Raw genomic sequence first — 11,553 nt, 5'->3', positions numbered from 1 at the left:
TGACGCGCTCAGTCGCCGCTGATGCGCATCACGACCCGGCCTTCTATTGCGCCGCGTCGCATGCGATCCAACACGTCATTGATGTTGTCCAGCCGGTCTTCGGTGAACGTGGTGCGTACCTTGCCTTCGCCGGCGAAGGCCATCGCTTCCTGGAGGTCCTTGCGCGTGCCGACGATGGAGCCACGAACCGTCTTGGCATTCAGCACAACGTCAAAGATAGGAAGTGCGAAATCCCCCGGCGGCAACCCGACCAGGGACATGGTGCCGCGCTTGTGGAGCATACCCAGTCCTTGCGAGAAAGCACTGCGAGAGACGGCGGTCACCAGCACGCCGTGCGCGCCTCGCAGCCCTTTCTGGACCTCAAGAACCGGGTCTTGCTTGGCGGCGTTGACCACCATGTCGGCGCCAAGGCTCCTGGCCAGATTTAATTTCGCGTCGTCGATGTCGACGGCGACGACGTGAAAACCCATGGCTTTTGCATACTGGACTGCGAGGTGACCCAGGCCTCCGATACCGGAAATCGCCACCCAGTCGCCCGGCTTGCAATCAAGTACCTTCAAGCCTTTGTAGACCGTCACGCCGGCGCATAGCACCGGCGCTATCTCGCCAAACCCGACGTTGTCGGGCAGGTGACCCACATAACCGGGGTCGGCGAGCACGTATTCGGCGTACCCGCCGTTGACGGTATAGCCGGTCATCTGCTGGCCGTCGCAAAGCGTCTCCCAGCCAGTGATGCAGTATTCGCAATGCCCGCAGGCCGTGTGCAGCCACGGCACACCGACGCGGTCTCCTTCCTTGACCGTGTGCACACCCGCTCCTACAGCGGCCACGTAGCCCACGCCCTCGTGGCCCGGAATGAAGGGCAGGGTAGGCTTGACGGGCCAGTCGCCGTCGGCGGCATGCAGGTCGGTATGGCAGACGCCCGAGGCCGCTATCTTGACCAGAATCCGGCCGGGCACCACGGTGGGGACGGGGACTTCCTCGATATGAAGGGGTTTGCCGAATTCATGGACAACCGCGGCTTTCATGACTTGCATGGTGAATTCCTGAAAAGGCGCGTACCGGTCGCGACGCGAGAGGGATGAACTACTGCACCACAATCCTGCCGGAGGGTGCACCAGCCTTCTTGAGCAGCTTCAACGTCAGCACGCCGTCGCGGTAGGACGCGGTGGTTTTGCTTTCGTCGATGTCGTGAGCGAGACTGAAAGTGCGCGAAACGTCGCCCCAATAGCGCTCGCTGCGCACGGTTTTACCGCCGTTTTCTTTGGTGTCCTTCTCCCGTTTCATTTCTGCATCGATGCGGATGACATTGCCGTCGACTTGAATGTTGATGTCCTCCTTTTTGACGCCCGGGACATCGGCTTTGACGGTATAGGCGTTCACATCCTCGTCCACGTCGATGCGCATCTGCAGGTTCGTTTTTTTAGTGTCCATAAAGGCTGGGGAGAAGAACCGGCGCATTGCCGATTCCAGAGGACCGCCGAACGACTCTTCCTGCTTGCGAAGGTGTTTCATGAGATTTACTTTCAGGGTAATGACGTTTTTTTCTTGGGCTGGCTATCGCTTCAGGCGGTGATTTCCAGCTTATTGACGATCCGGGAAACGCCCCTGGCGGCGAATGCGGCGCCGGCGGCGGCTTCACGCTCGGCCAGTGAATGCACCTTGCCGCGAAGGGTCACCACGCCACCTTCTACGTCGATCAGGATGTTTTTGGCTTCACGCTCGGCCTGGCGTGCGAGCGCGGCAGAAATCTCCGCCGCCACATTGCGTGTACTGACGGTGGGCTTGACGGTGATGTTGTTTGTCAATCCGCGCACGCCGATCAATCCGCGAACACATTGCTCGGCGGTGCTGGATTGGTAGCTCCAGTCGATTTCGCCAGTCAGGGTGACCCAGCCTTTTTCGACCTCCACCTTGACCCGATCAGGTTGCATGAAGACGCTCCAGCGTAATGCGGATGCGACTGCAGAAGCGATTTCCGAGTCGCTGCGCTGGTGTCCCGGTGCCAGTTTCACGTCCAGCTCCATCGCCAGCCCGCGCACGCCCGCCACGCGGCGCACGGCTCGCTCGGCCGCATACTTTTCTGCGAATGTGTCAAGGTGGCCTGTCAGTGTCACGACACCGTCGTTGACCAGGACGCCTATACCGGCCGCATTGACAGCCGGTTCCCAGGCCAGCTCCGCAGTGACGTCGGCCTTGAGTTGCATATCGGTTTTCATGGTTCTTTCCTTTGAATGAAATGGTGACCACCACCTGGTGGCCATAAGACTTTAGGCAGGCGCGAGCATGGTCGCATTGACATTTCGCAAGCGCCGCGCATTGCGCTGGGAGACCGGATACCGCGCTGAGAAGTAAAGCACTACACAGGCAACACGCAGTAGTGCTGAAGACCGAGTGGCCTTCCTGATGCGCCTTGAGGGCGGTTGCGCTAGGTCAATTCCCGGACAGCGGAGCCATTGAATACTGACCCCCCATCAATCGATCTAAGGAGTGCTCCATGTACCAACATATTTTGGTTGCCGTAGACGGAAGTCCCACGTCCAACCACGGCCTGCAGGAGGCCATCCGCATGGCCAGGCTGACCGGCGGCAAGTTGCGTTTGCTGCATGTCGTCGATGTCACGTCCATCGCGCTGTCATTCGACGCTTATGCGGGCTACCCCAGCAACTGGCTTGAGGGTCTGCGGCGAGAAGGCGAACGCCTGCTGGCCGATTCCGAGGCCGTCGCTGCATCTGCAGGCGCAGACGTGGAAATCGTGCTGCGTGACAACTTCGCGGTTCCCGTGCATGAACTGATCGTCGCCGAAGCCGGGGCGTGGCCTGCTGACCTGATCGTGCTGGGCACCCACGGGCGCCGCGGTATCGGGCGTGCCGTGCTGGGCAGCAGCGCTGAAAACGTATTGCGGCGCTCACCGGTTCCCGTGCTGCTGGTGCGCTCGCCGGAACCGGCCGAGAAGCCGGACGCCTCCGGGAAAAACGCTTCGGCGAAGACTGTACGCGTCAACCTTCCTTCGGGTGCACTGTCCGTCGAGTGATGACGCCGGTGATGCTGCCTCGGTGTGCCGTGAAGGCCATGGTCGCGTCCGTGCTGGGGGGCGTGGAAATGGTTGATCGCGTGGCGCTGGTCACCGGCGGAACCTCCGGCATTGGCGTGGCGAGTGCCGAGGTCTTGCTGGCGGCGGGATATCGCGTTGCGGTGCCCTTCGGCGCAAACCAGGCCGCGGCGCACAGCTTCCCCGGCAGAACCGGCATACCCTTTTTTTCATGAGACGCGGCCGATGGCGCTGCCTGCATGGCTGGCGTGGTGAGGGTGGAAGAGGCTGTCGGACCCAGCAAGGGCGGCATCATCGGGTTTACCAGAGCCCTGACCCTTGAAGGTGCCTCGCGCGACATCACAGCCAATGTGGTGGCGCCCGGGTACATCGATACCGCGATGGTGGCCACCGTGCCGGCCGCGGCGATGGGCGATACCCTGAAGCCAGTTTCATCAACGGCGTCACGCTGTCCGTCAATGGCGTACCTCGGGTAGCCGCCCTGCAGGGGGGGGCGGGGGTGATGTTGCTCCGCTTCAGTGCCATGTCGGCATCTCTAAAAGTAGTGCGACGCCGCCTTTCGCCGAGATCCGCTGTGTGCCACCATCCGGGCGTAGAAGAAACGCTTGGCTCCTTCGGCCAATGCCAGGTAGGTCGGCACCAGTACCAGCATCCAGACAAAAAAGATCGCGGGCGGCGGCTCAAAGTGGAAGAGCCGGCCCAGCGGCGTGAAGGGCAGCAGCAGCGCCAGGGCCACAACGGACAGCGAGGTGGCCGTCAGCACCGCGCTGGGCCGGCTGGCCCACGGCCTGCCGCGCGTGCGGATCACGAAGATGACCAGGACCTGGGTCACCAGCGACTCGATGAACCAGCCGGTATGAAACAGGACTTCATCCGCGCGCAGCACCCGCAGCAGTATCCAGAATGTCAGCGCGTCGAAGGCGGAACTGATCAGGCCGAACAGCCACATATAGCGTTGAATGAAGGCCATATCCAGCGCCCGGGGGCGGTGCAGGTCGCCGGGGTCGACGTTGTCCAGGGGGATGGCGACCTCCGACAGGTCGTAGAGCACGTTGTTGAGCAGGATCTGCGCCGGCAGCAGCGGCAGGAAAGGAAGGAACAGCGAGGCCGCGGCCATGCTCAGCATGTTGCCGAAGTTTGAACTCGTGCCCATCATGATGTACTTCATCACGTTGCCGAACGTGCGCCGGCCTTCGAGGACCCCTTCATGCAGCACCGCGAGGTCGTGGTCGAGCATCACCATGTCGGCCACCTCTCGCGCCACGTCGACCGCGGAATCCACTGTGATGCCGACGTCGGCCGAGCGCAGCGGCGGTGCGTCGTTGATGCCGTCGCCCAGGTAGCCGACCACGTGGCCGCGCGCCTTGAGCGCAAGAATGATGCGGTTCTTCTGGGCCGGGTTGACGCGGCAAAAGAGCGTGGTGCGGTCGACGCGCGCGCGCAGTGCCGCCTCGTCCATCCGCGCGATCTCCTGGCCTGTCAGAACGCCCCTGACCGGCAGCTTCAGCAGGTTGCACAGATGCTGGGCGACCAGCTCGCTGTCGCCGGTGACGAGCTTCACGGCCACGCCGCTCCTGGCCAGCGCGGACAACGCGGCGCCGGCGCCGGCTTTGGGTGGGTCGATGAAGGCGGCAAAACCCGCGAACACCAGGTCGGTCTCGTCGCGGACATCGGCATGCGGATGGTCTTTAGGCACCTCGCGCCAGGCGATGCCGAGCACGCGCAGGCCCTGGCGCTCCAGGCCGTGGCAGCGTTCCTGAAGGCCATCCCGGGCGGCTGCGTCCAGCGGTGCCAGCGAGCGTCCTTCCTCCCGCTCCCGGCGGCTGCACAGCGCGAGAACGTCCTCAGGCGCTCCCTTGACGAGCAGCCAGCGCGTATCACCGCGATCCACCAGCACCGAAACGCGCCGGCGCTCGAAGTCGAAGGGCACCTCATCGATTTTTTGCCATGCCGCGACATCCACGTCGCGCGCGAGGATGGCCTCGTCAAGCGGACTTTTGAGTCCGCTTTCAAACACGCTGTTGAGATAGGCCAGCATCAGCACCCGGGGCGTGTCTTGTCCGTCCGCATCCATGCACCGCGCCAGGCTGATCTTTGCCTCGGTGAGCGTGCCGGTCTTGTCGGTGCACAGGACATCCATGGCCCCGAGGTTTTGTATCGAGGCCAGGCGCTTGACGATCACGCGGCACGCCGCCATGCGCATCGCGCCGCGCGACAAGGTGACTGAAACGACCATCGGAAGCAGCTCGGGCGTGAGGCCGACAGCGAGCGCGACGGCAAACAGGAAGGACTCCAGCAGCGGCCGGTGCAGGACCAGGTTGACCAGCATGACGAACAGGACCAGCAGCAGCGTGATCCGCATCAACAGCATGCCGAAGCGGTGCATGCCGGTCTCGAAGGCGGTGGGCGGCGGCTCGGCCTGGATGCTGTGCGCCACTTCACCCAGCGCTGTGGCCGAACCAGTCGCTGTGACCAGCATGCGGGCGCTGCCGCTGACCACCGTGCTTCCCATGAAGGCCGCGTTGAGGGCCTGCTGCAATTCCACGGCGCCGTTATCCAGAACCCCGGGACGCTTTTCGACGGGATAGGACTCGCCGGTCAGAAGCCCCTGGTTGACGAAGAAGTCGCGGGCCTCGACGACCCGGCCGTCGGCCGGCACGCGGTCGCCGGCGGACAGCAACACCAGGTCGCCGGGCACCAGGGCCGGTACCGGAACATCCTCCACACGCCCAGCCCGCAGGACGCTGGCGCGAAGTGCCACCGATTCTCGCAGCTTCTCGGCGGCCCGGCCGGCACGGTGCTCCTGCACGAAGTCCAACGTGACGCTCAGCAGCACCATCAGCATGATGATGAGAAAATTCGCGACGTCTCCTGAGGCGGCGGAGATGGCGCTGGCGGCAAGCAGCACGAGGACGAGCGGGTTGCGAAAGCGCGCCAGGAACTGCAGCGCCAGCCATTGTTTCTTGCGCGCATCGAAACTGTTCGGGCCGAAGCGCGCGAATGCTTCCTGCGCCTGGGCCTGCGACAGGCCCAGGGTCCCGGCCGGCGCCGGCTCCAGCCACCAGGGCTGGGGGGCGGCGGGCGCTTCCGTCACCGGGGCGGCATGCATTTTTCGCGGAGGCCAGGCGCCCGCTCTCGCGGGCCGTCCCCGGCCTTCAGCACGCTATACCTGTCCATGTCCCAATCCTTTCCGGAAGAAGGCCTGACGCTGCCGCCATGGCTCACCCGCGCTGTTAACGGCCGGTGGCCAGGCCGATGACGGCCTGGTGGTGTCGCTTCCGGCCCAGCGCCAGCAACTGGGCTTCGGTCGGGTGGTCCACGGTCTCCCAGCCTGTGACCCGCGGCGCCAGGGCGTGGCGATGTTTGCCGACGTAGTGGCGGAAGTCGGCCTGCGCCGTGTGCGCTCCCGTCACCAGGACCGACTCCATGCCGTCCAGCGCATCGCAGATCTCGCCGAAAAACTCATGGGTGGCGCGCACCTCGCTGCCGTGCTGGCGCGTGGCATGGGAATGCGCTTGAAGCTTGCGCGCCTCAGCCTGTTCGGCATCGAATCGGATCACCTGGGCCTGGTGATGGTCGAGCCAGACCACGGCATGAAAAAAAGACATGTGGGTATTCCTTCAAAAATAGGCAAAAACAAGCCACCGCATCAAGCGGTGACTTCCAGCTTGTTGACGATACGGGTGACGCCCCTGGCCGCGAAGGCCGCGCCCGCGGCCGCTTCGCGCTCGACCAGGGAATTCACCTTGCCATGAAGGGTGACGACGCTGCCTTCAACCTTGACCTGGATGTGCCGGGCTTCGCGCTCAGCCTGGCGTTCGAGCGCGGCGGAGATCTCCGCCGCGATGTCCCGCGTGCTGACGGTGGGTTTGACAACGATGTTGTTCGACAAGCCGCGCACGCCGACCAGGTCCCGCACGCATTTTTCAGCCGTGCCGGACTGGTAAGTCCAGTCGACTTCACCCGTGAGGGTGACCCATCCTTTTTCTACCTCGACCTTGACGTGATCGGGCGGCAGGAGCACGCTCCAGCGCAGCGCGGATGCGGCAATCGAGGCGATCTCGGAATCGCTGCGGTGGTGGGCCGCCACCAGCTTGACGTCAAGCTCAATCGCCAGCCCACGCACACCCGCCACACGGTGAACGGCTTTTTCCACCGCAATTTTTTCGGCAAAGCTGCTCAGGTGGCCTGTGAGCGTCACAACACCGTCATTGACGAGTACGCCTACGCTGGCTGAATTGACGGCGGGCTCCCAGGCCAGTTCGGCGGTGACGTCGGCTTTGAGTTGCATATCGGTTTTCATGGCGCTTTCCTTCGAGGGAGTTGATGACAACCAACTTTAGGCAGGCAAGGGTGGCGTCGTGTTGATATTGCTCAAGCGCTTCGCATGTGGCGGCGCCCGGTTGCGATCAAAAAAAGATGTTGCGGGTTGATGTTCCTCAGGCGGTCGCGGGGGCCGGCCCGGTTTTGGCCGCTTTACTGGCTGGTTGGCGTGGACTGGGAACTTGTTTCGGGGTCAAGGCGGGCTTTTTTTGTGGCGGGAATACGAAACGGCACATAGGCTGCATGGCCGTCTCGTACCACCAGCAAAGCGAGGCTGGCACCGGGGTCCAGGCGTGAAAACATGCGATCGAAATCGTCAATGCTGTCCAGCCTGACGTCGTTGGCGGCGACTATCACATCGCCAGGCTGCATGCCTTCACTGCGCGAAAGTCCTGCAGCCTGGCGAACCAGCAGGCCGCCGTCGATTCCCAGTTGTGCGCGCAGGTCCTCACCGGTCTCGGTGAGCGTCAGGCCCAGGTTGGGAAGGCTGCTGGTATCTGGAGCCGTCAGCGACCGGATACTGCTGGCGGGGGCCTCTGCCAGCACGACTGAAACCATGATTTTCTGGCCTCGGCGCCAGACCTCCATCACGCCGGGAATACCGGCGCCGTGGTCGCTCATCTGCAGCGCCAGACTGCTGAAATCCCTGATCTTGGCGCCGTCAAACCCGGTGATGATGTCACCGCGCACCAGGCCGGCCTGCGCGGCGGGCCCGCCCGGCGTGACCTGCACGACCAGCGCCCCGGTGGGGTCACGCACCCCGAAAGACTGCGCGAGCGCGGCGGTCATGCCCTGAAGCTTTGCCCCCAGATAGGCTCGCCGAATTTTCCCTTGAGCGCGCATGCGCCACGCGATGTCAACGGCCAGATTGATCGGCACGGAGAATGAAACACCCATATAACCGCCGCTGCCGCTATAGATGAGCGAGTTGAGGGCGACGATTTCGCCGTCTGCATTGAAGAGTGGGCTGCCGGAGCTCCCCGGATTAATCGCCACATCTGTCTGTATGAAGCCGGTTTCGCCGCTACCGGAAAGAAAACGGTTCTTTGCGCTAACGATACCTGCGGTGACCGAACCGGAAAAACCAAACGGTGAGCCGATCGCAGCGACCCAGTCGCCGACAGCAAGCCTGGAGGAATCGCCTATCGGCGCCGGTGAGAGGCTTGTGGCATCAATTTTCAGCAGGGCCACGTCCGTGATGCGGTCCAGCCCGACCAGCCTGGCTGAAAAATGCCGGCCGTCCTGCAGCCGCACCTGGGCCTCTTCAGCATCCCACAACACGTGCGCACTGCTGACGATATAGCCGTCGGCCGTGAGCACAAAGCCGGAGGCGAGGTCGCGCATGTCGCCTCGCGACAAACTTATGGGTTGCGGCCTTGCCAGCCGGTCGCCGAAGGTGTCCGGCGGGGCGAACTCTGGCTCCGGGTCGTCGCTGCCGCTGCGTACCCAGGAACTGATGGTGCTGATTTCCACGACGCCAGCGCCGCGGCTGGCGACGATGGCGCCAGCCGATACGGAAGCCCGACGAACGAGCGGCTCCGCATGGGCGCTTTCCAAAGCCATGGCGGCGCAAGCCACCAGGCCCGCAAGCAAAAGACGATAGGATTTCATGTGGCCATTGAACATGGCACCGGCACCGGGCCATTTGCGCCAGCTCAAGCCCGCCCCCGAAATACGGCGGGACTTGTGTCGCCTTGCGTCGACCTATGCCGACCTACACCGGCTTATGCCGCAATGCCACCGCCAGAACTGACCTCGGTGCCGGCATGGCCCGCCAACATCTCCTCAATCTGGCTCAGTGAACCTATCAGGGCTTTTTTCCCCGTCTTCATCACAAAACCCGTGGCGGCTTGCACCTTGGGGGCCATGGAGCCTGTCGCGAAGGTGTGCGCCAGCAGGTCCTGCGGCCTGACTTTTCCCAGGGCGCGTTGCGACGGCATTCCCCAATCGAGGTAGACGGCGTCCACGTCGGTGGCGATCACCAGGCAGTCGGCTCCGAGTTCCTTCGCCAGCAGGGCGCTGGTCAAATCCTTGTCGATCACGGCATCGACGCCTTCCAGCGACTGCCCTTGGGGCGCACGCACCACCGGAATACCGCCGCCGCCCGCGGCGATTACCACGGTCTCGTGTTGCAGCAGCCAGCGGACAGGATCGACTCCCAGTATCCGGATGGGGCGCGGCGAGGCCACGACGCGCCTGAAACCCGTACCGTCGGGGGCGATGTGCCACTGCAGAGATTCCGCGATGTTCGCGGCTTCATCTTTCGCGTACACGGGCCCTATCGGTTTGGTGGGCTGCGCGAAGGCAGGGTCGGCGGGATCGACCTCCACGCGCGTCAGCAGGGTGGCCACGGAGCGTTGGGGCGGAAGGTGGTTGGCAAGTTCCTGCTCCAGGAGATAGCCGATCATGCCCTCGGTCTGCGCACCCAGCATGTCGAGCGGGTAGGGCGCGACCGCCTTGTAGGCCGAGTTCTGCAGGGCCAGCAGGCCTATCTGCGGCCCGTTGCCGTGCGTCACCACCAGTTCATGATGGTGCGCAACGCGGGCCAGCTGGGCTGCCACGCCGCGGACGTTCTCCAGCAGGTGCTGCGCGCTGAACGACTGGCCCCGGCGCAGCAGAGCGTTGCCGCCCAACGCCACGACCAGCTTCATGCGAGCGTGGCCACGAGCACGGCCTTGATGGTGTGCATGCGGTTCTCCGCCTGCGTGAACACCACGGACGCGTCCGACTCAAAGACCTCGTCAGTCACTTCAATCTCGCTGAGGCCGTAGCGCTCGTGGATCTGGCGCCCCACTTCGGTGTCCAGATTGTGAAAGGCCGGCAGGCAATGCATGAAGCGGGTTCGCGGCTTGCCTGTTGCCTTCATCAAGGCGCTGTTGACCTGAAAGGGCAGCAGTTGTTCGATGCGCAGCTTCCAGGCGTCCTCAGGCTCGCCCATGGACACCCAGACATCGGTGTAAAGAAAATCTGCGTCCCTGACCGCTTCGGCCGGATCGCTGCTCAGGGTGATGCGTGCGCCGGTTTTTTTAGCCAGCTCACGCATTTCCGCCACAAGGGCCGGCGGCGGCATCAGCGCGGCGGGTGCGGCGATGCGCACATCCATGCCCATCTGCGTGCCGCCCACCAGCAGCGAGCAACCCATGTTGAAGCGGGCATCGCCCAGGTAGCAAAAAGACAGCTCATGCAGCGGCTTTTCACCGAATTCCTCCATGGTCAGAAGGTCGGCCAGCACCTGGGTGGGATGCGCCTCGTCGGTGAGACCATTCCAGACCGGGACGTGCGAAAAACGAGCGATCTCCTCGACCACTGTCTGGTGAAAACCCCGGTACTCGATGCCGTCATACAACCGGCCCAGCACCCGGGCCGTGTCCTTGAGCGATTCCTTGTGTCCCAGCTGCGAGCTGGCCGGGTCGATGTAGGTCACGTGGCCGCCCTGGTCGTGCACCGCCACTTCGAACGCGCAGCGCGTGCGGGTGGAGGCTTTTTCGAAAATCAGGGCGATGTTTTTGCCTTTGAGGCGGGCGAGTTCGTTGCCCGCGTATTTGGAGCGCTTGAGTTCGGCGGCCAGGTCCAGCAGGAAACGGATGTCCCTGGGGGAAAAATCCTTGAGGTCCAGAAGGCTGCGGTTGTGAAGATTGAAACTCATGGTGTGGCCGCCTTTCGCGGGTGCTTCAGTGGCGGGTCGGGTTGCGTTCAGGCGGCGTCACGTTCAATCGGACAGGACATGCAATGGCTGCCGCCGCGCCCGCGCCCCAGTTCGCCGCTGGGGATGGTGATGACTTCGACGCCCGCCTTGCGCAGCAGGGTGTTGGTGTGGGTGTTGCGGTTGTAGGCCATGACGACGCCGGGCGACAGCGACAGCACGTTGTTGCCGTCGTCCCACTGTTCGCGTTCGGCTTCGTAGGCATTGCCGCCTGTGGCGACGACGCGCAGCTTTGGCAGGCCCAGTGCCTGTGCGAGGACGTCCAGAAAGGGTTCGTTTTCCGCCCTGACGTTCAGCGCGCCGTGTTCATCGCCGGGTCTCAGGCTGAACACGCGTATGGATTGCACGATCTCCGGGAACACCGTCACCAGGTCCCGGTCGCAAAAAGTCAGCACGGTGTCCAGGTGCATGGCCCCTCGTGACTTGGGCAACTGGGCGGCCAGCACGCGGGTCGCGGCGCCGCGCGCGAACAGGC

General features: G+C 63.7%; 13 protein-coding genes. 3 read left to right on the top strand and 10 right to left on the bottom strand.

The window, feature by feature from the left end:
- Positions 1–8 precede the first annotated feature (8 nt).
- The 3 genes from adhP to ABI546_RS02090 are packed head-to-tail and all read right to left on the bottom strand — an operon-like array spanning position 9 to position 2,219.
- Positions 9–1,037, bottom strand: coding sequence for an alcohol dehydrogenase AdhP (gene adhP, locus ABI546_RS02100; protein WP_348043628.1), 1,029 nt, complete (start codon positions 1,035–1,037; stop codon positions 9–11).
- A gap of 49 nt (positions 1,038–1,086) precedes the next feature.
- Positions 1,087–1,515 carry an Hsp20/alpha crystallin family protein gene (locus ABI546_RS02095; protein WP_348043627.1) on the bottom strand — a complete coding sequence of 143 codons (429 nt, stop codon included), beginning with the start codon at positions 1,513–1,515 and terminating at the stop codon, positions 1,087–1,089.
- Between the two features lie 50 nt (positions 1,516–1,565).
- Complete coding sequence (locus tag ABI546_RS02090; RefSeq protein ID WP_348043625.1) at positions 1,566–2,219, bottom strand: BON domain-containing protein; 654 nt, start codon at positions 2,217–2,219, stop codon at positions 1,566–1,568.
- Between the two features lie 278 nt (positions 2,220–2,497).
- On the opposite strand from ABI546_RS02090, the gene ABI546_RS02085 reads away from it, so the two are divergent.
- The 3 genes from ABI546_RS02085 to ABI546_RS02075 are packed head-to-tail and all read left to right on the top strand — an operon-like array spanning position 2,498 to position 3,528.
- The gene (locus ABI546_RS02085; RefSeq protein WP_348043623.1) at positions 2,498–3,034 is read left to right on the top strand and encodes a universal stress protein; all 537 of its coding nucleotides are present in this window, start codon (positions 2,498–2,500) and stop codon (positions 3,032–3,034) included.
- 11 nt (positions 3,035–3,045) lie between these two features.
- The gene (locus ABI546_RS02080) at positions 3,046–3,267 is read left to right on the top strand and encodes an SDR family NAD(P)-dependent oxidoreductase (RefSeq protein ID WP_348043621.1); all 222 of its coding nucleotides are present in this window, start codon (positions 3,046–3,048) and stop codon (positions 3,265–3,267) included.
- A gap of 24 nt (positions 3,268–3,291) precedes the next feature.
- Complete coding sequence (locus tag ABI546_RS02075) at positions 3,292–3,528, top strand: SDR family oxidoreductase (protein WP_348043619.1); 237 nt, start codon at positions 3,292–3,294, stop codon at positions 3,526–3,528.
- A 59-nt stretch (positions 3,529–3,587) separates the two neighbouring features.
- Here ABI546_RS02075 and mgtA read toward each other — a convergent pair whose 3' ends face one another.
- The 7 genes from mgtA to ABI546_RS02040 form a co-directional block, all read right to left on the bottom strand.
- Positions 3,588–6,161 carry a magnesium-translocating P-type ATPase gene (gene mgtA, locus ABI546_RS02070; RefSeq protein WP_348043617.1) on the bottom strand — a complete coding sequence of 858 codons (2,574 nt, stop codon included), beginning with the start codon at positions 6,159–6,161 and terminating at the stop codon, positions 3,588–3,590.
- A gap of 124 nt (positions 6,162–6,285) precedes the next feature.
- Positions 6,286–6,660: a hypothetical protein gene (locus tag ABI546_RS02065; protein ID WP_348043615.1), complete on the bottom strand. Its 375-nt coding sequence runs from the start codon at positions 6,658–6,660 to the stop codon at positions 6,286–6,288.
- 41 nt (positions 6,661–6,701) lie between these two features.
- Positions 6,702–7,355, bottom strand: a complete 654-nt coding sequence (locus ABI546_RS02060; protein WP_348043613.1) for a BON domain-containing protein — start codon at positions 7,353–7,355, stop codon at positions 6,702–6,704.
- Positions 7,356–7,528: 173 nt separating this feature from the next.
- Entirely contained in the window at positions 7,529–8,986 is a 1,458-nt protein-coding gene (locus ABI546_RS02055; protein ID WP_348043611.1) for a trypsin-like peptidase domain-containing protein, read from the bottom strand.
- 113 nt (positions 8,987–9,099) lie between these two features.
- Positions 9,100–10,026 carry a carbamate kinase gene (gene arcC, locus ABI546_RS02050; RefSeq protein ID WP_348043609.1) on the bottom strand — a complete coding sequence of 309 codons (927 nt, stop codon included), beginning with the start codon at positions 10,024–10,026 and terminating at the stop codon, positions 9,100–9,102.
- Positions 10,023–11,021, bottom strand: coding sequence for an ornithine carbamoyltransferase (gene argF, locus ABI546_RS02045; protein ID WP_348043607.1), 999 nt, complete (start codon positions 11,019–11,021; stop codon positions 10,023–10,025). Before argF ends, arcC begins: the two co-directional genes overlap by 4 nt.
- Positions 11,022–11,068: 47 nt before the next feature.
- Positions 11,069–11,553: arginine deiminase family protein (locus tag ABI546_RS02040; RefSeq protein ID WP_348043605.1), on the bottom strand; the 485-nt coding region annotated here is incomplete at its 5' end.

The sequence above is a fragment of the Polaromonas sp. genome, from assembly GCF_039932935.1.
In the GTDB taxonomy this organism is placed as follows: domain Bacteria; phylum Pseudomonadota; class Gammaproteobacteria; order Burkholderiales; family Burkholderiaceae_C; genus Polaromonas.
This window is presented reverse-complemented; position numbering and strand designations above follow the sequence as displayed.

Excerpts from the sequence above, each read along its gene's own strand:
- mgtA (WP_348043617.1), bottom strand. The coding sequence starts at position 6,161 with ATGCATGCCGCCCCGGTGACGGAAGCGCCCGCCGCCCCCCAGCCCTGG.
- ABI546_RS02060 (WP_348043613.1), bottom strand. The coding sequence starts at position 7,355 with ATGAAAACCGATATGCAACTCAAAGCCGACGTCACCGCCGAACTGGCC.
- ABI546_RS02095 (WP_348043627.1), bottom strand. The coding sequence starts at position 1,515 with ATGAAACACCTTCGCAAGCAGGAAGAGTCGTTCGGCGGTCCTCTGGAA.
- ABI546_RS02085 (WP_348043623.1), top strand. The coding sequence starts at position 2,498 with ATGTACCAACATATTTTGGTTGCCGTAGACGGAAGTCCCACGTCCAAC.
- ABI546_RS02080 (WP_348043621.1), top strand. The coding sequence starts at position 3,046 with ATGCTGCCTCGGTGTGCCGTGAAGGCCATGGTCGCGTCCGTGCTGGGG.
- ABI546_RS02065 (WP_348043615.1), bottom strand. The coding sequence starts at position 6,660 with ATGTCTTTTTTTCATGCCGTGGTCTGGCTCGACCATCACCAGGCCCAG.
- arcC (WP_348043609.1), bottom strand. The coding sequence starts at position 10,026 with ATGAAGCTGGTCGTGGCGTTGGGCGGCAACGCTCTGCTGCGCCGGGGC.
- ABI546_RS02075 (WP_348043619.1), top strand. The coding sequence starts at position 3,292 with ATGGCTGGCGTGGTGAGGGTGGAAGAGGCTGTCGGACCCAGCAAGGGC.
- argF (WP_348043607.1), bottom strand. The coding sequence starts at position 11,021 with ATGAGTTTCAATCTTCACAACCGCAGCCTTCTGGACCTCAAGGATTTT.
- ABI546_RS02055 (WP_348043611.1), bottom strand. The coding sequence starts at position 8,986 with ATGAAATCCTATCGTCTTTTGCTTGCGGGCCTGGTGGCTTGCGCCGCC.
- adhP (WP_348043628.1), bottom strand. The coding sequence starts at position 1,037 with ATGCAAGTCATGAAAGCCGCGGTTGTCCATGAATTCGGCAAACCCCTT.
- ABI546_RS02090 (WP_348043625.1), bottom strand. The coding sequence starts at position 2,219 with ATGAAAACCGATATGCAACTCAAGGCCGACGTCACTGCGGAGCTGGCC.